The organism is Candidatus Poriferisodalis sp., assembly GCF_965214215.1.
Taxonomy (GTDB): Bacteria; Actinomycetota; Acidimicrobiia; order Acidimicrobiales; family Poriferisodalaceae; genus Poriferisodalis.
Genome location: NZ_CBDCBD010000003.1, coordinates 2697812 through 2717974, shown reverse-complemented (window position 1 = coordinate 2717974; position 20163 = coordinate 2697812). Strand labels below are relative to the sequence as shown.

20 protein-coding genes, 1 tRNA gene and 1 pseudogene are annotated in these 20163 nt (G+C 66.0%); 12 read left to right on the top strand and 10 right to left on the bottom strand.

The features are described from left to right. The first annotated feature begins 69 nt into the window (after positions 1-69). The 5 genes from ACOOF5_RS14520 (at position 70) to ACOOF5_RS14500 (ending at position 3893) form a co-directional block, all read left to right on the top strand. Complete coding sequence (locus ACOOF5_RS14520) at positions 70-561, top strand: proteasome activator (RefSeq protein ID WP_420440356.1); 492 nt, start codon at positions 70-72, stop codon at positions 559-561. Positions 562-708: 147 nt separating this feature from the next. Then, positions 709-1374, top strand: a complete 666-nt coding sequence (locus ACOOF5_RS14515; protein WP_420440354.1) for a hypothetical protein — start codon at positions 709-711, stop codon at positions 1372-1374. 45 nt (positions 1375-1419) lie between these two features. Then, on the top strand, positions 1420-2097 hold the full coding sequence (locus tag ACOOF5_RS14510; RefSeq protein WP_420440352.1) for a nitroreductase family protein: 678 nt from the start codon (positions 1420-1422) through the stop codon (positions 2095-2097). A 74-nt stretch (positions 2098-2171) separates the two neighbouring features. Next, the gene (locus tag ACOOF5_RS14505; RefSeq protein ID WP_420440350.1) at positions 2172-2603 is read left to right on the top strand and encodes a Zn-ribbon domain-containing OB-fold protein; all 432 of its coding nucleotides are present in this window, start codon (positions 2172-2174) and stop codon (positions 2601-2603) included. Between the two features lie 78 nt (positions 2604-2681). Then, positions 2682-3893, top strand: coding sequence for a thiolase family protein (locus ACOOF5_RS14500; protein WP_420440348.1), 1212 nt, complete (start codon positions 2682-2684; stop codon positions 3891-3893). A gap of 14 nt (positions 3894-3907) precedes the next feature. Here ACOOF5_RS14500 and ACOOF5_RS14495 read toward each other — a convergent pair whose 3' ends face one another. The 5 genes from ACOOF5_RS14495 to ACOOF5_RS14475 all read right to left on the bottom strand — a co-directional run bounded on the left by ACOOF5_RS14495 (position 3908) and on the right by ACOOF5_RS14475 (position 9391). After that, positions 3908-4795 (bottom strand): TIGR03619 family F420-dependent LLM class oxidoreductase, encoded by an 888-nt coding sequence (locus tag ACOOF5_RS14495; RefSeq protein ID WP_420440346.1) that lies wholly within the window; start codon positions 4793-4795, stop codon positions 3908-3910. Between the two features lie 264 nt (positions 4796-5059). After that, complete coding sequence (locus ACOOF5_RS14490; protein WP_420440344.1) at positions 5060-5818, bottom strand: SDR family oxidoreductase; 759 nt, start codon at positions 5816-5818, stop codon at positions 5060-5062. Next, positions 5815-7638, bottom strand: coding sequence for a glutamine--tRNA ligase/YqeY domain fusion protein (locus tag ACOOF5_RS14485; protein ID WP_420441007.1), 1824 nt, complete (start codon positions 7636-7638; stop codon positions 5815-5817). The genes ACOOF5_RS14490 and ACOOF5_RS14485 overlap by 4 nt, the downstream gene beginning before the upstream one ends. Before the next feature lie 45 nt (positions 7639-7683). After that, positions 7684-8583: an SCO6745 family protein gene (locus ACOOF5_RS14480; RefSeq protein ID WP_420440342.1), complete on the bottom strand. Its 900-nt coding sequence runs from the start codon at positions 8581-8583 to the stop codon at positions 7684-7686. Positions 8584-8821: 238 nt separating this feature from the next. Further along, positions 8822-9391 carry a hypothetical protein gene (locus ACOOF5_RS14475; protein WP_420440340.1) on the bottom strand — a complete coding sequence of 190 codons (570 nt, stop codon included), beginning with the start codon at positions 9389-9391 and terminating at the stop codon, positions 8822-8824. 132 nt (positions 9392-9523) lie between these two features. Between ACOOF5_RS14475 and ACOOF5_RS14470 the strand changes: the two genes are divergently transcribed. Continuing rightward, entirely contained in the window at positions 9524-10273 is a 750-nt protein-coding gene (locus tag ACOOF5_RS14470; RefSeq protein ID WP_420440338.1) for an inositol monophosphatase family protein, read from the top strand. A gap of 21 nt (positions 10274-10294) precedes the next feature. Further along, a tRNA-Val gene (locus tag ACOOF5_RS14465) sits at positions 10295-10368 on the top strand. Between the two features lie 23 nt (positions 10369-10391). Here ACOOF5_RS14465 and ACOOF5_RS14460 read toward each other — a convergent pair. Further along, positions 10392-11525 carry a DUF1295 domain-containing protein gene (locus ACOOF5_RS14460; protein ID WP_420440336.1) on the bottom strand — a complete coding sequence of 378 codons (1134 nt, stop codon included), beginning with the start codon at positions 11523-11525 and terminating at the stop codon, positions 10392-10394. Between the two features lie 39 nt (positions 11526-11564). After that, positions 11565-12701 (bottom strand): DUF1295 domain-containing protein, encoded by a 1137-nt coding sequence (locus tag ACOOF5_RS14455; RefSeq protein ID WP_420440334.1) that lies wholly within the window; start codon positions 12699-12701, stop codon positions 11565-11567. Here ACOOF5_RS14455 and ACOOF5_RS14450 point away from each other — a divergent pair. Both ACOOF5_RS14450 and ACOOF5_RS14445 read left to right on the top strand, forming a co-directional pair. Beyond that, positions 12675-13010, top strand: a complete 336-nt coding sequence (locus ACOOF5_RS14450; protein WP_420440332.1) for a hypothetical protein — start codon at positions 12675-12677, stop codon at positions 13008-13010. The two genes, ACOOF5_RS14455 and ACOOF5_RS14450, sit on opposite strands and share 27 nt — an antisense overlap. A gap of 12 nt (positions 13011-13022) precedes the next feature. After that, a pseudogene (locus tag ACOOF5_RS14445) lies at positions 13023-13364 on the top strand (peroxiredoxin); the annotation flags it as partial. Positions 13365-13511: 147 nt separating this feature from the next. Here ACOOF5_RS14445 and ACOOF5_RS14440 read toward each other — a convergent pair. Next, entirely contained in the window at positions 13512-13862 is a 351-nt protein-coding gene (locus ACOOF5_RS14440) for a thioesterase family protein (RefSeq protein ID WP_420440330.1), read from the bottom strand. Positions 13863-13914: 52 nt separating this feature from the next. Here ACOOF5_RS14440 and ACOOF5_RS14435 point away from each other — a divergent pair, with 52 nt between their 5' ends. Further along, the gene (locus ACOOF5_RS14435) at positions 13915-14418 is read left to right on the top strand and encodes an FABP family protein (protein WP_420440328.1); all 504 of its coding nucleotides are present in this window, start codon (positions 13915-13917) and stop codon (positions 14416-14418) included. Between the two features lie 93 nt (positions 14419-14511). Next, positions 14512-16599, top strand: a complete 2088-nt coding sequence (locus tag ACOOF5_RS14430; protein WP_420440326.1) for a flavin-containing monooxygenase — start codon at positions 14512-14514, stop codon at positions 16597-16599. 15 nt (positions 16600-16614) lie between these two features. Here ACOOF5_RS14430 and ltaE read toward each other — a convergent pair whose 3' ends face one another. Together ltaE and ACOOF5_RS14420 are read right to left on the bottom strand one after the other, a co-directional pair. After that, positions 16615-17619, bottom strand: a complete 1005-nt coding sequence (gene ltaE, locus ACOOF5_RS14425; RefSeq protein WP_420440324.1) for a low-specificity L-threonine aldolase — start codon at positions 17617-17619, stop codon at positions 16615-16617. Between the two features lie 85 nt (positions 17620-17704). Continuing rightward, positions 17705-19378 carry an N-acyl-D-amino-acid deacylase family protein gene (locus ACOOF5_RS14420; protein ID WP_420440322.1) on the bottom strand — a complete coding sequence of 558 codons (1674 nt, stop codon included), beginning with the start codon at positions 19376-19378 and terminating at the stop codon, positions 17705-17707. Between the two features lie 166 nt (positions 19379-19544). Between ACOOF5_RS14420 and ACOOF5_RS14415 the strand changes: the two genes are divergently transcribed. Further along, positions 19545-20078, top strand: coding sequence for a flavin reductase family protein (locus ACOOF5_RS14415; RefSeq protein ID WP_420440320.1), 534 nt, complete (start codon positions 19545-19547; stop codon positions 20076-20078). Positions 20079-20163 lie beyond the last annotated feature (85 nt).

Sequence of the window (20163 nt, the reverse complement as noted above, 5' to 3'; positions counted from 1 at the left end):
CAGTGTCTATGCGGGCGGGAGCATTCTGGGCCGGGGGCGATGGATTTCTCGCCAGATAGCATTTCGGTGGTGGTTGGCGATTCGGTTCAAGACCCAGAACAGGGTGAGCTGCTGGATGGCGGACCATTCACAGAAGACGATGTTGACGAGCCTTTCGTTCCTGAACCGGCGAAGCTCATGCGCATCGGCGGCATGATCCGCAAGCTGCTGGAAGAAGTCCGTCACGCGGAACTCGACGAAGCAGGTCGCGACCGAATGCGAGACGTGTATCACCTGTCGGTCGACGAACTGGCGACTGCCTTGTCCGAACCGCTCGCAGATGAGTTGAACCGCCTTGTGCTGCCATTGGACGACGACATCCCGTCGGGCCCTGAGCTGCGCATCGCGCAGGCTCAGCTCGTGGGATGGCTCGAGGGGCTGTTCCACGGCATCCAGGCGGCGGTCTCGGCGCAGCAGATGATGGCCGAACGGCAGTTGCGCAGCATGCGCGGCAACGCCCTCGAAGCGGGCAGCGAGTCACAACAGCCTCGTGGAGCGGAGCGTGCCGGTGTCTATCTGTGATCGGGGCGAAGTCGGCCGGCGGCAACCGCCGCACGCTTGGCATCGTCAGGCCTCCGGGTGCGCACGCGCATTGAACAAACACTGAAGGATTGGATTGGCCGGCCACCGGAGGATCGGCCAGCAAGCATCGCAAGGGGCGAGAACCACATGGCGCTCGAGGTTGAGACAAAGGACTGCACGGCACTCAGCGATGCTGAGATCTCCGAGATGGCCGAACTCGTCAGCGGCGAGAGCGTTCACTTCGACGTTGGGCATCTGTCCAAGCAACGCGACGCCTGGGTGCTTGTCACCCACGTGCGAGACGGCACCAAGCTCGCCGCCTACGGCTTTTGCACCCTCGAGCGGGTCGGCGGCGATCCGACGGTGCTGATGGGTGCCGGCGCCACGCGGCGTTCCGCCCGCCGCGACAGCGCGCTGCGGTCGATGATGACCGATCAGCTTCGGCGAGCCGTTCTGGCGTTCCCCGACGAGGACGTGCTGGTGGCGTGCCAGATGGCCGACGCTGCAGCCTTCACGGCATTCAAGCCGCTCGATCGGGTGGTGCCGCGTCCGGGCTACGAGCCCAACGGCGAGGACCGCGCATGGGGGCGTCGGCTGGCGAAGCGCTTCGACGTGCAGGGCGAGTACAAGGCACGCGAGTTCAAGGTGTACGGAGACGGCGGGCCGTCGTTCGTGCTGAACCACACCGCTCCCCGGCCCGAGAAGCTCGATCCGACACTGATCGAAATCTTCGACGGTTTCGACACTGCGAACGGCGATGCGCTCATCGCGTTCGGCTGGGCCAGCCGCGAAGACCTCGCGAAGCTGCTGTAGCGCTCGGGCCCGGCGGGTCTGCGGCCGAGCTGAGCACGTGCGCCGGTGACCGGAGCCTTCAGCGAACTCGCCCGCAGGCGGCGGATGACCCGGCATTTCCTGGCCGATCCCGTCGACGAGCCGCTGCTCGCACATGTGCTCGACGCCGCTCGGCGGGTCCCCTCGGCCGGTAATGCCCAGGGTTTCGACTTCGTGGTGCTTCAAGGCCCCGACGAGACAGCGCGCTACTGGGACGCCACGATGCCCCCAGACCGACGGAAGAGCTTTCGGTGGGCAAGCCTGCTCACCTGTCCGGTGCTCGTCACCGTCTGGGCGGATCCCAGCGCGTACGTCGAGCGATATGGCGAACCCGACAAAGCACCAACCGGCCTCGGCAGCGACACTGGGGCGTGGTCCACGCCGTATTGGACGGTGGATGCAGCATTTGCCGCGATGGCACTGCAGTACGCCGCGATCGACGAGGGCCTCGGCGTGCTCTTCTTCGGGATGTTCGAACACGCCGATGCAGTCGCGGGCGCCCTCGGTGTTCCGGCGTCGCACCAGCCGATCGGCGTGATTGCCATGGGATGGCCGGATCGATCCGCACAGGCTGCGGGCGGGCATGCGGCCAGTGAGAAGCGCCCGCGACGCTCGCTGTTCGGCACCGAACCCGACCTCGCCGCCGAGGCCCGCACCGTTGCCGACCGGCCCGTGGCGCACCGGGGCCGCTGGCTAGGTCACTGATAAGTTCTTGCGGGACGGCTGTGGCGAGATGGCGCAGGCCGGAGCATGTGGCTCGACGCGAGAGGAGCGCTGACATGGCCGACGAGAACGCGCCGAATAATGATCCACCGAGCCAGATTTCCATGGTGGAATACCTGCACCTTGGCAACGACCCTCACTTGGTGGCAAACGTCTGCGATGCGTGCGGGGTCACCTACTTCGATCGACGCAATGCCTGCGCGGCGTGCGGGGCGCGGGAATTCACGGCGTCACGGCTCGCCAACACTGGTTCGGTGCGGACCTTCACCATCGTGCACCGTGCAGCTCGGGGAGTACCTGCACCGTACGTATCGGCTGTCGTGGATCTCGACGGGGGCGGGCGCGTCAAGAGCAACATCATCAACGTCGAGCCCGAGCCCACCAAAGTGACGCTCGGAATGCGCGTTCGTCTCGCCACCTATGTGACCGCGACAGACGACGACGGCGTCGAGGCAGTCGCCTTCGGCTACGAGCCTGAGGCCGCATGAACCTCCGCCCCGGCAACAACCACAGCATCTGACCTGAGCACCGTTTACCAAGAACCAGATCACCGAAAGAGAACAGCCATGAGCAACCAAGATCCCGTCTGGATTCTCGGCACATCCATGACCAAATTCGGTCGCTACGCCGACAAGGACCTGATCGACCTCGCCGCGCAGGCCTCGCTCGGGGCACTTGATGACGGCGGGGTGACCATGGCCGACATGGACGTGCTGGCGGCAGGCTGTCTGTACGAAGCGAATGGCGGCGTCGGCCAGCGCCTTCAGAAGCAGATCGGACAGACCGGCATCCCCGTGTTCAATGTGGCCAACGCCTGCGCCACCGGCGCTACGGCAGTCCGTACCGTGATGATGGCGATCAAGGCGGGCGAGGCGCAGATGGGCCTCGCAGTGGGCGTCGAGCAGATGGGCAAGATGGGCATGCTCGGTGGCGACCGGGCCGCCCGCTCCGACAAGCAGGTGTTCGAGCGCAAGGGTCGCTTCGGCTCCGTGGTGGGCGTCGAAGGCCGCCTAGGCACCAACATGATGCCCGGCGTCTTTGCGCAGGCCGGCATGGAGTACGCCTATGAGAACGACGGCGTCGGTTTCGAGCAGTTCGCCAAAGTGGCGCAGAAGAACCACGAGCATTCGACGCTGAACCCGCTGGCGCAATACCGCAAGGCGTTCTCGCTGGACGAGGTGATGGGCTCCGAGGTCATCGCCTACCCGAACACTCTGTTGATGTGCTGCCCGACCGGCGACGGCTCGGCGGCGGTCGTGCTGGTCTCCGATGAGAAGCTGAGGACGCTGTCTCGCGAGCAGCAGCGGCGAGCCGTCAAGGTCTCGGCCTCGGTGCTGACCTCAGATCCGTGGACCGAGGGCTGCCAGGTGCAACCCGATGTCAACACGCTGACGCGCAACGCTGCCGACGAGGCATATGAGGCCTCCGGCGTCGATCCGGCAGATCTCGACCTCGTGGAGTTGCATGACTGCTTCGCGACCGCCGAGCTGAGGCACTACGACAACCTGCGGCTGTGCGAGCCAGGCGGTGCTGGCGAGTGGATCGACAAGGGCGGTCCGTGGCGTGACGGGGAGATCCCGGTCAACGTATCCGGCGGGCTGCTGTCGAAGGGGCACCCGATCGGTGCGACGGGCGTGGCCAACCTGTTCGAGGTTGCCACCCACGTGCGAGGTGAAGCAGGCGACCGTCAGGTGCCCGACGCCAAGGTCGGCCTGGCCCATGTGATCGGCCTCGGTTCGAGCTGCGGCGTGCACATCCTGGAGCGCTCCGGCCTCTAGGCCGATCGGGAGTCTCAGCCGTTGAACGCTTCGAGCGTCGGTGTCAGGTCGTCGAGGTACCGCAGTGTCTCGTCTGCTGAGGGCAGGTCGAAGTTCACGGGCGTGAACACGAACTGGCTCACGCCGGCGTTGGCGTAGGCCTCCAGCCGGTCCAGCCTGGGCCTGCCCCAGATGTAGAGCGTGATCGGGATGTCATTGGCATCGTCGCGACCTGCCTCGGTTGCCAACCGCCGGAATCGCTCGATGCCGCCCGTGACGTCGGGTTTGCCGGTGACGTTCATGACACCGACGTCGATGGGGCACCATTCGTCGGCGTACTCCGCTGCATGCTGGATGCCAAGCGGCCCGGCGTTGCCGAGCGCTACCGGAACAGCGCCGTTTGCCGGCTTGGGATAAATCCACGACTCGCTGTGGGCGTCCCAGCGGCCGTCGTGGGCCGGAACCGGGTCGTTCTCCCAGATCGATCGCATGGCTGCGACACGCTCACGCATAGCGCCATAGCGTTGGCGGAACGGCATGTCGGGCCGGTGGTCGGCCAGCTCCTCGCGGTTCCAGCCGACGCCGATGCCGAGCACGACGCGACCGTCCGACAACACGTCGGCTGAGGCCACGGTACGGGCGAGGTCGATGAGGTCGTGCTGCAGGATGAGGCAGACACCGGTGCCGAGCTTGATCGTCGACGTACGTGCGGCAGCGACGCCGATGGAGACGAATGGGTCCATCATGTGGAGGTAGGTGCCTGGCAGTTGGCCGCCGTTGGGGTACGGGCTCTCGCGAGACGTCGGGATGTGTGTGTGCTCCGGGTACCAGACTGAGTAGTAGCCACGCTCTTCGAGTTCTTGGGCCAGATCGCCTGGATCGATGCCGCCGTAGTGATTTCCTGTTAGATACCCGAATTTCATGGCGCGCAGCATAAGAGGCTGAGCCGATATTCGAAGCCGTGGCCCGAGCGGCCCGTGAGCGACAGCGAACAAGAGCGGGAAACAACTGGTGCTACAGCGGGAAGGTTCACCTATCCGCGCATCTTCTCAGGAACCGCAGCGGGTGCGTGCGCCCGCTGCGGGAGCGGCATGACCCTGCGCTCCCGCGATCCAGCAGGTCGCAACGGCGCAGAGTCTCCTGCCGCTCCCACAGCTATGGCATCTGGGCACTATCCGTTGAGGCACTCAGCCGCGACCGACCAGGGGCATGCCGTTGGCCATGACGGTCATGGTGAGCACGTTGGTGTCTGCGGGCAGCTCTGCCATATAGAGCACGGCTCGGGCCACGTCGTCGACATCCATCAAGGGTTCGGCTCGGATGCTGCCATCGGCCTGGGGGACACCGGTGGCCATCGGGGCAGTCAAGGGCGACTCGGCGTTGCCGATGTCGATCTGCCCCACGGTGATGCCGTGATCGCGGCCTTCCAACGACAAGGCTTTGGTCAGCCCGGTGATCGCATGTTTCGTCGCGGTGTACGGGGACGAGTGCGGGCGCGGCGTCTGTGCCGACACCGAGCCGTTGTTGATGATCCGCCCGCCCGAGGGTCGCTGGCGCTTCATCTGGGCGAATGCGGCACGAGCGCACAGCCACGAACCGGTCAGGTTCACCCCGACCGTCGCCATCCAGTCGGCAATTGGCAGCTCATCCACCGGCACGGGGCGGGTGCCCATGCCGGCGTTGTTGAACAGCAGGTCGACCCGGCCGAACCGGTCGGTGGCCGCGGAGAAGAGTGCGTCGACGTGCTCGGGAACCGAGACGTCGGCGGCGACGGCCACGGCCTCGCCGGTGCATTCGTCCACCACCTCGTCGAGCAGCTCACGGCGGCGACCGCACACGACCACCTGCCAGCCGGCTTCCGACAGTGCGAGCGCACACGCTCGACCAATGCCGGATCCGCCGCCGGTGATGATTGCCACCCGATCAACTGGGCGTGGCTCCGTCATCTGCCGCCTCCCTTGTTTGCTGGGCGGGCGGAGCCGCCAGATTTCTGTTGCCGCTTCTGAATATTCGCCCATTCGTCACGCAGGCCGACGGTGCGATGGAACAGCGGTGGAGCGTCATCGGTTGCGCGTGCAGTGTTGTTGGGATCGCCGGCTTCGCCGCAGCCCGGTTCGCCGGTGGCAGCCGGGCTGTCGTCGTCGGCGCAGAAGTAGCCGAGGCGCTCGAACTGCACTACCTGGCCGGGGGAGACATCGGCGATGGCGGGCTCGGCGACGCCGACGCACAATTCTCGTGAGTTTGGATGCAGATCATCGAGGGGATCGTCGGTGCGCTCACCCGGAAGTTCGGCATCGAAGAGCCGCTCGTACAGAGCGGCTTCGATCGGCACGGCGTGGTCGGCGCTGACCCAGTGGATGGTGGCCTTGACCTTGCGGCCGTCTGGGGCCTGGCCGCCCGAGGTCTCGGGATCATAGGTGCAGTGCACTTCGGTGACTTGCCCGTCGGGATCGGTGACAGCGTCAACACAGCGAACGAAGTAGCCAGCACGCAGGCGTACCTCGCGGCCTGGCGTCAGCCGGAAGTACTTTGGCGGTGCTTCCAACCGGAAGTCGTCGTGCTCGATCCACAGCGTCCCGCTGAAGGGCACTTGGCGGGTGCCCGCCGATGGATCTTCCGGGTTGTTGAGCGCCTCGCGATACTCGGCGACCGGCGTCCCGTCGTCGCCGATGGGCCAATTGGTGATCACCAGCTTCAGCGGCCTCAATACAGCCATGCGCCGTGGGGCCGTCGCATTGAGCTCGGCGCGTACGAACGACTCGAGCAACTCGGGGGCGTGGCGGCTGTTGGTGCGTGCTACCCCGATGAATGCGCAGAACTCCCTGATGGCTGAGGGCGGATAGCCGCGCCGGCGCAGCGCCCGCAGCGTCGGGAGCCGGGGATCGTCCCATCCGTCGACATGGCCGCCCTCCACGAGCCGGCGCAGGATCCGCTTGGACGTGATCGTGCGGGTCAGCTCCAGGCGGGCGAACTCGGTCTGATGCGGGCGGTCGCCGGCGTAACCCAGATCGGCGAGCGGCAGGTGCTCCAGGTACCAGTCGTACAGCGCACGGTTGTCACGGAACTCCAGCGTGCACAGCGAATGGGTGACGCCCTCGATGGCATCGCTCTGGCCGTGCGCCCAGTCGTAGGTGGGGTAGATGCACCAGCGGTCGCCGCTGCGGTAGTGGTGGGCGTGGCGGATGCGGTACATCACCGGGTCGCGCATCTGCATGTTCTCGTGCTGCATGTCGATGCGGGCGCGCAGCACGCGGCTGCCTTCGGCATGCTGGCCGGCAGCCATCTCGCGGAAGAGGCGCAGGTTTTCTGGGGCCGGCCGGGAGCGGTGCGGACTCTCGGTGCCCCGGCGGCCGAAGCCTCCCCGCCCCGCCGAGATGGCCGCTGCGTCCTGGTCGTCGACGTAGGCCAGACCCTGCTCGATCAGATGCTCTGCCCACTCGTAGAGCTGTTCGAAGTAATCCGAGGCGTAGCGGATCTCGTCGGGCTCGAATCCGAGCCACCGCACATCGTCGACGATGGCGTCGACGTACTCGGGACTCTCGGTTGTGGGATTGGTGTCGTCGAAACGCAGAAAGCAGCGTCCGCCGAATTCGGAGGCCACGGTGAAGTCCAAGCAGATCGCCTTGGCGTGCCCGATGTGGAGATACCCGTTTGGTTCCGGCGGGAAGCGGGTCTGGATCCTGCCGTCGAAACGGTGCGACCCCAGGTCGTCGGCGACCTGATCGCGAATGAAATCGCGCCCTGCGCCATCGGGCGATTCGCTCAGGGCGCCAACAACGCTGGCGGGCCCGGTTCGCTCAGGCACGGGACCTCAGGCTGCGACGGTGACGTGGGGAGGCGGCCAGACGCCCGCCACGATGCCGGTCTCCACTAGGTAGCCCGTGATGCGTTCGAGCCGCACCAGCAGTGCGTCGAGATCGCCTGGGGGCAACGCATCGGCCGCACCCGACGACAGACGGTCGGTGTCGTGTTCGACGGCTCGGCGCGCAGCGTTGCCTTCGGGCGTCTGCTCGCCCTCAGCAGTGATCCATCCCCGATCGATGAGCCGTCGCCACGCCGCGTCCCACTCTTCGGCACTCCAGCCGCGGATCTTCTGGATGGTGGCACCGTTGCCGTGGCCACCGGTGGTCATCATCACGTGGCACTCGACGGGGTCGAGGTCACCGGCGGCAAGGGCGATGTTGTGGGCGTCGAAGCGGAACTCGCGCAGCAGCGTGCAGCCGTGCCAGAGGTCCATGACGTCACCGCCGCCGGTGCTGTCGCTCGGCCACGGTTCCGATGCCCAGCCTGCGTACAGGGGGCGTGCTCCGATGGGCAGATCGCCTGCGAAACTGCGCAACGCAGCCGCCGCCGCCCCGATGTCGTCGGGGTCTGGGTACTCGCCCAAGGCCCGCTGCATCGACGCCGTGGTGAACTCGAGTTGGCGGGCGCGAACGGCGTCGGGTTCCATGATGTCCCAGCAGCCCGGCACTGCTCGTTCCACCATGCGCGGGGCGAAGTTGTAGAACACAGCGGTCACGGTCGCGGCGCTGACCCTGCCCATGGGGGCCGAGCGGTACGCGAAGTAGGCATGCCACCAGCCCTTGAAGCCGTCGTCGTTGAATCCGTAGATCTCGGGTGAGTAGTACGCGACGGTGTGGATGGGCTCAACCGTGCGGCCCATCCGCCGGATGGGGCTGCGGCGGTCTTCGGTGCGTGGAATCTCGCCCATGGGGAACTCCTCGGCTGCACGACGGGGTGCGATCTGGGCGGGCGTCCGCTGCCCGGGTTCGGGCAGCGTGGGTTTGGCCGCTCGCGGTCGGCGCAATGGTATGGCGCTCTCGGCCCTGCCGCCCACGCTGCGGCATCTGAGCTCAGAGCAGTCGGCAGCCGGGCCGATGTCGTGCGTGCCGGGATGGCCGCAACCCTCCAAGCCATCAAGACAGCCGCAGATTCCTAGCGCAACTTCGCTAAGCGGGGACTTCGTCGTACCAGTCGTTGGCGTGGTGCAGTAGGTAGTCGCAAATCTTGGTGCACAGGTCGAACGGCTGGCACATGTCGTCCTCGCCCTGCAGCAGCGCTTGGAGCGACAGTTCTCGCCGGGCCACGATCATCAGCGTCCGTTTCGCCGGGTCCGTCACAGATGTCAGTGAGTCAATGGCGGAGACCTCCACGGGGAGGGCTGTGCCGCCGAGGCCCGCCAGATCGGTGGCCAATACCAACATGTCGGGGCTGTGGTCCAGCGGTGGCAGCGCCCAGGTGAACACCAGGGGCAACCAGAATTCGTCGGGCGGGAGATCGTCCTCGGGCGTCGCCCACAGCACGTCCTCGAATGACAGCATGGTGCGCGGGTCGGCTTCGAGCGTGAGGTGCAGGTCGAGTGGGCCGCCGCAGGCTTCCGCCGGATGAAGATCGATTTCCCAAGTCTGGCGGAGGCTGTAGGTCTCGATGAATTGGCGCTCGTCGTGGATGTGGAACCCGTGCGCGTGCGCATGATCCTTCAGGCTTGCCACGTAACCGGTGATGTCGATCGCTGCCATCGGGACACTCCCCACGGGGCGCTGAGATGATGCGCGGAGGCTATAGCCCCGAACGGCACGGCTCGACCGAATACTGCAGGTGTGGTTGTCGATGCCAGAACGGCCGAGCAAACCGTCGCTAGTCTCGGCCCGATGACGGCCGTCGGCGACTGGCTCGGCCTGCTGCAAGACACTGCGGACGCGGTGCAGGCAGCGCTCAGCACATTCGATCGCTGGCACGACGGAGGTGACCGTCCCGATCAATATGCGCTGGACCAGGTCGCCGACGCAGCAGCGCTCGAGGTGCTCGACGCGGCAGGCGTGGGTGTGCTGAGCGAGGAGTCCGGCCTGCGCTCTGGCTCGGGCGACGAGACTGTCATCGTGGATCCGGTCGACGGCTCCACCAATGCCTCCCGTGGCATCCCGCACTACTGCATCAGCCTCTGTGTCGTCGACGGGCTTGCACCGGTGGCGGGTCTCGTGCGCCACCTCGTGTCGGGCGAGGAATTCACGGCCACAGCCGGCGGCCGCGCCTACCGGAATGGCCGGCCCATCAGCCCCAGCGGTCGTGAGACCGGGGGGCGTGCCGTCATCGGCGTTTCAGGACGTCCCAGCCCCGACATGGCGGTGTGGCAGGTACGGGTGCTCGGCTCGGCGGCGCTGGATCTGTGTGCGGTCGCCTGCGGCCGCCTCGACGGCTACATCGACCTCAACGCCAACCACGGCGTCTGGGATTATGCCGCAGGCATCCTGATCTGCGACGAGGCAGGAGCATGGACCGGCGAGGCCGGCGACAAAGAACTCTTCCACCTCAGCCACAGCGAGCGTCGGGGGCCCATCGCCGCCAGCACAGCGCAGCTTGCGAGCCTGCTCGACGGCGACGGCCAGCACCACCGCCGGTAACCTGCGAGACCCGGCCGACGGGGGCGCTTAGCTCAGCTGGCGAGAGCACCTCCCTTACAAGGAGGGGGTCGCAGGTTCGAGTCCTGCAGCGCCCACCCCAGCGCCCCGACGGGTTCTCTCAGTAGATGCGAGGGATGATCCGGTAGGGCACTCGCCGCCGGTACTCCGCCCATTTGTCGGGGCCGTATTTCTCAGCGCAGCGCTTGTCGTCGTCCATCTGCCGGTAGCTGAACAAAGCGAGGACGTAACCGAAATAGACCCACGCCCACAGATTGCCGAGGTGGCCCCAGCTCAGGGCGAGGGCCAGTCCGTAGAAGCCCTCGCCGAGGTAGTTGGGATGCCGGGATGCGCCCCAAAAGCCGCTGCACAGGATCTTGCGCTCGCCGGCCTCGATGATCTCTGGCTTGATGCCCAGGAAGGCGCGCTCAGGCCATCGCTTGAAGGTGTACTTCTGCATGTTGGCGCCACGGCTGATGCACCAGCCCACGACGAACAGCACCGGCGTCACGATCAGCCAGAGATACCGCCAGGCGCCTGGGTGCGAGGGGTCGGCATGCGCGGCCATGCCCCACATCGGGATGATGAACATCCAGCCGTAGACGATGAGCGCCCCCCAGAACATCTTGAAGCCGAGGCGCTCGTAGATGACGTCGTAGGTGTAGAGCTGCACTCGTTCGAACACGAAGTAGTCGAACACGTAGAACGTGAAGAACGCAGCGAAGAGATAGGCCCCCGGGTTCGGGTCGTCGAAGTTGTCGTAGTGCCAGATCGCGCCAGAGAAGGCATTCAGCGACAGCATCGTGCCGCCGACGATGTAGAAGTACATCTTTAGGTCGATGCGGTCGTTGAAGAACTGCATCTCTTGGGCGCGCCCGAGCCAGCACGCCAAAAACTTGCTGCGGACGTCTCCTTCGGGCTGGCTGAACACGGCAATCAGCGTCATGACGACCGCAAGCACCGTGCCCCCGGCCACGGCGTACAGCGACGAGCGGTAGAACCAGTCGCGCGGCATGCCCGTGAGCTCGAACCACCACAGCACCTGGGCCACGACGAACACCAGCAAGCCGTTGAGCCGGTAGCTGCGGGGCTGGCCGGTCTCGCTGTCGACGACGTAGCCGGGGACGCGCTTTGCGGGCAGCACCAACTGCAGCACGAAGAAGGCGACAAACACGAACAGCGGTGTGAGAAACCCCAGCACCGCCTCGCCCGCTGTCAGCTTGACCAAGTGCCCAATGCCGAGCCACTCGAACATCGGTGGCTTCCTTCCCGCTGCCGGGGCAGCCGACCGCCGCTAGAAGATGCCCGGGATGATCCGGTAGGGGACTCGGGCCTGGTATTCAGCCCACTTCTCTTCGCCGTACTTCTCGGCGCATTGCCTGTCGTCCTCGAACTGGCGAGGAACGAAGAAGATCACGATCATCACCGCGTACGTCCAGGACCACAAGTTGGTGAAGTGCCCAAATGCCAGCGCCATGGAAATTCCGTAGAGGCCTTCGCCGAAGTAGCCGAAGTGCCGCGCCTTGCCCCAGAACCCGCTGCACAGGATCTTGCGGTCGCCGGCTTCGATCACCTCAGGCTCGATGATGCCGAGGAACTTTCGCTCGGGCCAGCGCTTGAAAGTGTACTTCTGCATGTTGGAGCCGCGCGAGATCGTCCAGCCCACCAAGAACAGTGCTGCGGTGCCGATCAGCCAGAGGTACATCGGGCCGCCGGAGAATCCCGGGTCGGCAATCGGCGCCAGGCCCCACAGCGGCAGCACGAACATCCAGCCCCAGACGAACGGCCCGCCCCAGACGAGCTTGAATCCGACGTTCTCGTGGATGAGGTCGTAGGTGTACAGCTGAACCCGTTCCCACACGAAGTAGTCGAAGACGTAGAAGGAGTTGATGGCGACATACAGGATCAAGCCAGGGTTGACATCGTCGACTGCGTCGATGTGCCACGCCGCACCGGACCACGCGTTGAGCGACAGCATCGTGCCGCCGACGATGTAGAAGTACATCTTGAGGTCGAAGCGGTTGTTGAAGAACTGCATCTCCTGCGCTCGGCCGAACCACCACGCCAGCAACCGGTTCTTCTGGGTGCCCTCGGGCTGGGTGAACACCACGATGGTGTTGGCGATGACGGCCGTGACGAACCCGCCCAAGATGGCGTACATGGTCGACCGGTAGAACCAGTCGCGCGGCATGCCGGTGAGCTCAAATGCCCACACGAGGTGCGCCAGAGCGAACACCAGCACGCCATTGAGGCGGTAGGTGCGGGGCTCACCGGTCTCGCGGTTGGTGGCGTAGCCCGTCACCCTCCGGGCGGGCAGGATCATGTGCACAACGAACACCGCAGCGCAGACGATCAGCGGCGTCAAGAAGCCCAGCACCGCCTCGCCGGCGGACAACTTGAACAGATGGTCGATACCGAGCCATTCGATCATGATCTACGCCCCCCGCTCGCGTACATCCGCGCCGTCCACCAGTATTGCCACACCGCCGGCGCGCGAAATGGACTCACCGAACAACGCAGCGGCGCCGGCCGTATCGGGGGCATGGCGGCCCGCGAACCGGGTGCCGCACTAGCGTTGGGACTGGCCCAGCGACCAGGAGGCGCACCCACGATGAAGCTCGACACCGGAGACACGTTTCCTGTCCTCACGCTGACGGATCTCGATGACAACGATGTCACTATTCCCGAGGTTTTCGGCGACGGCTGGGGCGTCGTGCTGATGTACCGGGGCCACTGGTGACCGTACTGCCGTCAACAGTTGGTTGACTTCAACGGCACCGCATCACTGCTGAAGATGCTGGGCGCCAGCGTCGTAGCGCTGTCGATTGACGACAAGGACACCACCCAACGCCTCGCCGACAACCTGCAACTCGGCCCGGTGCGGATGCTGCACAGCGCCGACGCCGACGAGATATCTGACCTTACGGGGGCCTTCACCGAGGCCAAGCGCGGCATCCTGCATGCCACCGGGTTCGTGCTGGCACCAGGGGGCAAAGTGGCACAGGCGTGCTACTCGACCGGTCCCATCGGTCGAATCACGGCCCAAGACACCATGCGGATCATTCGCTTCGTCCAGCGCCAGCAACAGCGATAGCAACCCGGCGCTGAGAACTTGAGCCAGTAGGCACAGATGCCATAGCTGTGGAGGCGGCAGGAGACTCTGCGACGTTGCGACCTGCTGGATCGCTGGAGCACAGGGTTCTGCCGCCTCCACGGCGGGCGCACCTACCCGCGCTGCTCCTTAGCCGCCGACGATGAACCGCTGGTGTGTTCCTTCGGAGATGAGGGTGTCACCGTGGGTGACCTTGATGTCGAAGATCAAGCGGCGACGGTCGACTTCGCTGATCTCACCGGTCACGACGACGTCTTCGCCGGAGGACACAGCGGCTTGGTGGCTCACGCAGATGTGAATCCCCACCGTGGTCTGATTCTCCTCGAGCAGAGGCTGCACGCCGAACAGGCACGTGCCTTCGATGAGGCGCACCATGTCGGGCGTGGACAGCACCTTGTTCGGCAGGTGCGGTGGAGACATCTCATCGGTGACCCGGTGGGTCTCGCTGGTGGTGAATCCGACTTCGATGGTTCCGCTCATGGCGGCAGACCTTAGAGGCCGCCTCGACAGGTGCGCCCACTAGGTTGCGGGAATGGCTGATCTGCACCCGCAGTGCGAACCGCTTGCCCCGCTGCTGGGAACCTGGCAAGGCGACGGCACCGGCCAGTACCCCTCCATCGACGACTTTGCCTACATCGAGGAACTGACGTTCGCCCACGTGGGCAAGCCGTTCGTGTCGATGATTCAGCGCACACGCAACAGCGCCACCGGTGAGCCATTGCACTCCGAGGCCGGGTATATCCGAGCGCTGCCAGGCGGTGAGCTCGAACTCACCCTGGCGCAGCCGTCAGGCGTCACCGAGATCCACCTGGGCACCGTGCGCGTTACCGAGGACGGTCTCGTCATTGAGCTGCGAAGCGAAGAAGTGGGCATGACTCCGACGGCCAAGGAAGTGACATCAGTGCGGCGCGAGCTGAGCGTTGTCGGGCTGGGAACAAATGGAGGGCCTTCGCTGATCTCCGAGCTGTGGATGGCCGCCGTCGGACACGGCGAGTTGTTGCACCACCTGCGCGGCGAGCTCGCCAAGCAGAACTGAGCGGCACCTGGCCCTACGCTGGCGGTCGGCAGAGGGGGAGCGATGTCGCAGGTGAGTGGATCGAACGCAGCGAAGGATTCGAATGGTGCTCGAGTGTCGCAATTCGGCGCTCCGACCGCCGCCGGCCGTCCTGATGTGGATGACGAGACGCTCGCTGCCGCTGTTGGGGTTGCCAACATCCCGACATTGCTGATGGTTCTGGTCCAGATGACCGGTGAGCTGCATTGGCTGGAAGAGCCGTACCGGCCTAGGCGTGAGCCTGGACTCGGCGACAACGACACCGGCGGCCTCGCTCCCGAGCACCAGACCGAAGTGCGGGAAGCGGCCCTCGAAGCCATCTCGGCATGGCGTGACGGGCGCCCGATGGTGATACCCGAACCCGACGACGCGCTTATCACCCGGATGCTCAGTACAGCTATGGGTGAGCATGTGCCCGACGAGTACGGCGCGTTCACCGCTGCGCAGCTCGGGCTCGCCAAGTTCCTGGATCACGATCCGATCAACGTCCCGCCTGGCTTCAAGGTGCTGGTGATCGGCGCCGGTGCTTCAGGGCTGTGCGCCGCCATCAATCTCAAAGAGGCGGGCGTGCCTTACGAAGTTGTCGAGCGCAACGGCACGGTCGGCGGGGTGTGGTGGGAGAACCGCTATCCCGGTGCTGGCGTGGACACGCCCAACCACCTGTACTCATATTCGTTCGCCCCGCACGACTGGAAGATGTACTTCTGCCTGCGCGACGAGCTGCACGGCTATCTCGAGAAGGTGGCTGACGACTTCGATGTGAGGCGTTCCATTCGCTTCAACACGTCAGTCGAGCGCATCAGCTACGACGCCGAGCGGCAGGTCTGGCGCGCCGAGGTGCGCCATGTGACCGACAACGAGGGCCGTTGGGAGACGGGCAGGCTCGGACTCAGCGCTACCCCCGACGAGACTGGTCTGCGCCGCCGAGACAACGGCGCGGCCACGGCACCGGGTGCCAACGGGCACGCCCAGGGCGTCGACGGCTCCACGCAGATCATCGAGGCCAACGTTGTCATCAGCGCTGCCGGCATCTTCAACCCGCCGATCCGACCCAATATCGACGGTCTGGAAACGTGGAGCGGCGAGACCTGGCACACGGCGCGCTGGCCTGCCGACGCCGATCTGGCGGGCAAGAGCGTGGCGATCGTCGGCAATGGCGCGAGCTGCATGCAGACCGGTCCCGAAATTCAGGACGACGTGGAATCGCTGACGATCTACCAGCGCTCCAACCACTGGGCTGCGCCGTTCGACCAGTTCCGAAAGCCCGTTCCCGATGCGATGCGCACGCTGTTCGAGGCGGTGCCGCTGTACCGGGCGTGGTACCGCGTGCGGCTGGGGTGGACGTTCAACGACCGCATTCACACTGCCCTGCAGAAGGATCCCGACTGGGAGCACCCCGAACGTTCGCTCAACGCTCAGAACGACGCCCACCGCAAGTACTTCACGCGCTACGTCGAGGACGAGCTCGGCGACCGGGCCGATGAGCTGCTGGACAAGGTGCTGCCCACCTACCCGCCGTTCGGCAAGCGGATGCTGATGGACAACGGCTGGTACCGGATGCTGCGCAAATCCAGCGTCGAGCTGGTCGACGAACCCATCGCCGAGATCTCGGGACAGACCATTCGCACCGCCGACGGCGCCGAGCGCGAAGCCGATGTGCTGGTGCTCGCCACGGGCTTCGACGTGCTGCGGTTCATCACCACTTACGAGGCGGCAGGCCGCTCGGGCAAGACGCTGCGCGAATCGTGGGGCGACGACGACGCGAGCGCCTACCTGGGAACGGTCACGCCCGACTTCCCGAACTTCTTCACCCTCTACGGCCCGAACCTGCAACCCGGCCACGGCGGCAGCCTCATCTTCGTGGTGGAGATGCAGGTCCGCTACATCATGGACATGATCGGCAAGATGTGTGCTGGAGGGCTCGGCGCGGTCGAAGTGCGTCCCGAGGTGCACGCCGACTACCGGCGCCGCGTCGACGAGGCTCACGAGAACATGGTCTGGATGCACCCCGGAATGACCAGCTACTACCGCAACGAGTCTGGCCGCATCGTGGTCAATTCGCCGTGGCGCAATGTCGACTACTTCGACATGACCAAAGAAGCCGATCTCGACGACTACGTGTGTGAGCCCCGGGCAGCGGATCGGGAACTCGTCGCCGACTGAAACTGCGAGCCGGGCTTATGCCGCCAGCTCGGCGGCTATGACCTCCAGCGCGGTGTCGACGTCTGCCCCGCTGACGTCGAGGTGCAGCACCATCCGGGAGCGGCCGAAACGCCAGTCAGCCAGCACGCCCCGGCCTTCGACTCGCTTGGCGAGTGTGGAATCGTCCCGGTCGAGCTGTGAGAACACCATGTTGGTGTTGCAGCCGGTGACCGTGATGCCCTCGATGGCTGCGAGCCCTGCCGCGAGTCGCTGCGCGTTTGCGTGGTCGTCGGCCAGCCGGTCGATGTGGTGCTGCAGGGCGTACAGCCCGCCTGCAGCGATGATGCCGGCCTGACGCATCCCGCCGCCCAGCACTTTGCGCCAGCGGCGCGCCTTGCGCACCAGCTCGTCGCTGCCGCACAGCACCGAGCCGACGGGGGCGCCCAAGCCCTTGGACAGGCACACCGACACGGTGTCGAACGGAGCGGCGACCTCGGCGGGGGACTGGCCCAGCGATATCGCTGCGTTCCACAGCCGAGCGCCGTCGAGGTGCAGCCCGAGGCTGTGACGGTCGGCAAAGTCGCGAGCTTGTTGGTGCTGATCGGGGGTTAGTACCTTGCCGTCGGTCGTGTTCTCGAGGCACAGCAGACGGGTACGGGCGAAATGGCTGTTGTCGGGCTTCACTGCCTCCTCAGCGGCTGCGAGATCAACCATGCCCGTCTCGTCGGTGGGAACCGGCTGGGGCTGAATGCTGCCCAGCACGGCTGCACCTCCGCCCTCGTACATGTAGGTATGGGCGTGGTGGCCGACGATGTACTCGTCGCCTCGTTCGCAATGCGCCAGCAGCCCGCACAAGTTGGACTGCGTGCCGCTCGGCACATACAGCGCCGCCGGCTTGCCCAGCAGCTCGGCGGTGTAGCGCTCCAGTTCGTTGACGGTGGGGTCGTCGCCCCAAACGTCGTCACCGACCTCGGCCGCGGCCATGGCGGCACGCATGCCGGGCGTCGGGCGGGAAACGGTGTCGGAGCGCAGGTCGATCACGGCGCCAAGCCTGCCACGCAGCTCGCGTTGTGCAACGAGCGAGTCTGATTTGGGCTTTTCGGATCGCCCCGTTCGGCTCGGCCGTTCAGGCCTTGCCGTTGCGCAACAGCTTGCCTGGCAGCGGGCCGTGCGGGTCGACCGCATCGGCACCGTCGCGGCGGATGACGGTGCCGTTCACGACCACTGCGTCGATGCCCTTCGCGTCGGAGATGAGCCGATCGGCACCGGCGGGCAGGTCGTGCACCCGCCGCTTGCCCAAGTGGCCCACCTCGTCGGCGTCGAACACCACCACATCGGCGGGCTTGGCCTCGGCCAGCGTGCCCCGGTCAGTGATGCCGAACACCTCGGCGGGGCGCTGGGTGAGCATGTGGATGCCAGTCTCGAGATCGAAACTGCCCCGACCCCGCACGAACGTCTGCAGGAACTCCGTGGAATACTTGGCATCGCAGAGCTGGCTGGCGTGCGCCCCGGCATCGGACAGCCCGATCACCGTTGTGGGGTCGTGGAGCAGCTCGTCGATGTCGTCGGGGTCGTGGTTGATCACGTCCTGGACGATCCGCATGTCGAGGTCGGCGTCGAGCGCTGTGTCGAGCACCCAGTCCACCGGGTCTTGGCCGGCTTCGTCGGCCATCTGCTGCACGTTGCAGCCCTCAAGCTCGGGATTGTGGGGCAGGTAGCTGACTTCGGTTCGAGCCCAGCGGTCACCGATCTTGCCATCATTGCCGGCCTTCTCCTTGAATTCGGCCCGCCAGTCGGCGTCGGCGTAGTAACGCTTGCGGCCTTCGAGGTCGCTCTGGGACACCGGGGTGAAGCAGCGCAGGGCCTCATAAATGAACGGTGCCTTCCAGCTCATCTCGAACTGGATGGGCTGAACCGCAACCTGGGGGAACACCGGCAGGCCCCGCTCGGCGATCTCATGAGCTCGCTCCAGTTCGGCGCGGTGGCTGCCCGGGCCGCGTGCCGAGCCCAGCAGCGCTGTCCAGCTCACGTGTGCCCCGGTGGTCTCGGCGATGCGGGCGAACTCGTCGTGGCTAAGGCCCCGGCCGACCGTGGCCTGCATCACACCACCGGCGTCGCCGAGCGCCTGGGCGATCTCGACGATCTCGTCGGTGGTGGCAGCCCGGCTGGGCACCGGGCGCCCTTCGTAGCCGACGTGAGTGGACGCCTTGGAGGTGGCGAAGCCGAGCGCGCCGGCCCGCAGCGCCTCGGCCACCAGGTCGCGTTGCGCCGCGATCTCTTCGGGTGTGCCTTCCCGCTCGGTGGCTTCTTCGCCCATCACGTACATGCGGACCGCTGTGTGGCCGACGAGCGCGGCCATGTTCACGGCGGCGCCGTTGGACTCGAGCGCATCGAGGTACTGCGGGAAGGTCTCGAAGCCCCAGTCGCCCAGGCCGGCCCGCAGTGCGTCCACGCTCATGCCCTCCACGTTCTCGAGCGTGCGCATGATGAGATCGCGGTGGTCGGGCAGGGTGGGCGCCACCGAGAAGCCGCAGTTGCCCATCACGATGGTGGTGACGCCGTGCCAGGGCGAGCAGCTCACCAGCCGGTCCCACATGATCTGCGCGTCATAGTGGGTGTGGATGTCGACGAAGCCCGGACAGACGATGCGCCCGGAGGCGTCGATGGTCTGGGCGGCTTCGGCGGGCGCTCTTCCGAGCGCCACCACTTTGCCGTCGGAGATGCCCACATCGCCCGCATAGCGAGGGGCGCCTGTCCCGTCGATGATCGTTCCGCCTGTGATCTTCAGGTCGTAAGCCATGTCGCTGTCCCCGTGCCCGCCGCATACGCACCCGCGCTCTGGGGTTGGTTAACCCCCTGCAGCGACATCCACGCTAGCCGCGCCCCCCGCGCCCGTCTCTGAGGCACGCTGCACCTGTCGCTCGGCGTCGTAGCAGTTGTCTGGCTCTGCCTCCTAGTGTGCTGCCATGAGCACAGCGGACCTGACCGACGAGATGGTCAACCGAGTGACGTGGAAGATCCCCAACGCGCTCGCGCTGGTGGGATCGAGAGCCGGCGACGAGCGCAACGCCATGACCACCAGCTGGATCACTCAACTGTCCATGGAACCGCTGATCATCGGGATTGGGGTCGACAACACCGCCGTCACCCACCGGCTGATCTCGTCGGGCGGCACATTCACGGTGAATCTGTGGGATGCGTCCAACACTCGGCCATTCGTGAAGTTCTCCAAGCCCGCCGCCTACGAGGCAGGCGGCGACGGCAGCTCGCCGGCAACCGGCGCGCTCAACGGCTGGCCGGTGTACGAAGCCGCCACAGGAGCTCCGGTATTCGTCGACGCTGCCGCATGGATGGACTGCGAAGTACGTCACAGCGTGGACCTCGGCACGCACACGCTGTTCATGGGCGAGCTGGTGGCAGCAGCAATCAACGACGACGACGTGCGGCTCGCCTCGATGTCCGATACCCGCATGAAGTACGGCGGCGTCAAGCGCCACTGAGCGGGGGCTCGGGGCCTGCCGCGGGCGGCTTCGAGCCCGCCCGGCTACCATGGGATGCCTTACGTGCTCCGCTGCGGCGGGGATG

Coding starts and splice junctions, on each gene's coding strand:
- ACOOF5_RS14515 (WP_420440354.1), top strand. CDS start 709: ATGGCGCTCGAGGTTGAGACAAAGGACTGCACGGCACTCAGCGATGCT.
- ACOOF5_RS14505 (WP_420440350.1), top strand. CDS start 2,172: ATGGCCGACGAGAACGCGCCGAATAATGATCCACCGAGCCAGATTTCC.
- ACOOF5_RS14500 (WP_420440348.1), top strand. CDS start 2,682: ATGAGCAACCAAGATCCCGTCTGGATTCTCGGCACATCCATGACCAAA.
- ACOOF5_RS14495 (WP_420440346.1), bottom strand. CDS start 4,795: ATGAAATTCGGGTATCTAACAGGAAATCACTACGGCGGCATCGATCCA.
- ACOOF5_RS14490 (WP_420440344.1), bottom strand. CDS start 5,818: ATGACGGAGCCACGCCCAGTTGATCGGGTGGCAATCATCACCGGCGGC.
- ACOOF5_RS14480 (WP_420440342.1), bottom strand. CDS start 8,583: ATGGGCGAGATTCCACGCACCGAAGACCGCCGCAGCCCCATCCGGCGG.
- ACOOF5_RS14475 (WP_420440340.1), bottom strand. CDS start 9,391: ATGGCAGCGATCGACATCACCGGTTACGTGGCAAGCCTGAAGGATCAT.
- ACOOF5_RS14470 (WP_420440338.1), top strand. CDS start 9,524: ATGACGGCCGTCGGCGACTGGCTCGGCCTGCTGCAAGACACTGCGGAC.
- ACOOF5_RS14460 (WP_420440336.1), bottom strand. CDS start 11,525: ATGTTCGAGTGGCTCGGCATTGGGCACTTGGTCAAGCTGACAGCGGGC.
- ACOOF5_RS14450 (WP_420440332.1), top strand. CDS start 12,675: ATGGTCGATACCGAGCCATTCGATCATGATCTACGCCCCCCGCTCGCG.
- ACOOF5_RS14455 (WP_420440334.1), bottom strand. CDS start 12,701: ATGATCGAATGGCTCGGTATCGACCATCTGTTCAAGTTGTCCGCCGGC.
- ACOOF5_RS14440 (WP_420440330.1), bottom strand. CDS start 13,862: ATGAGCGGAACCATCGAAGTCGGATTCACCACCAGCGAGACCCACCGG.
- ACOOF5_RS14435 (WP_420440328.1), top strand. CDS start 13,915: ATGGCTGATCTGCACCCGCAGTGCGAACCGCTTGCCCCGCTGCTGGGA.
- ACOOF5_RS14420 (WP_420440322.1), bottom strand. CDS start 19,378: ATGGCTTACGACCTGAAGATCACAGGCGGAACGATCATCGACGGGACA.
- ACOOF5_RS14415 (WP_420440320.1), top strand. CDS start 19,545: ATGAGCACAGCGGACCTGACCGACGAGATGGTCAACCGAGTGACGTGG.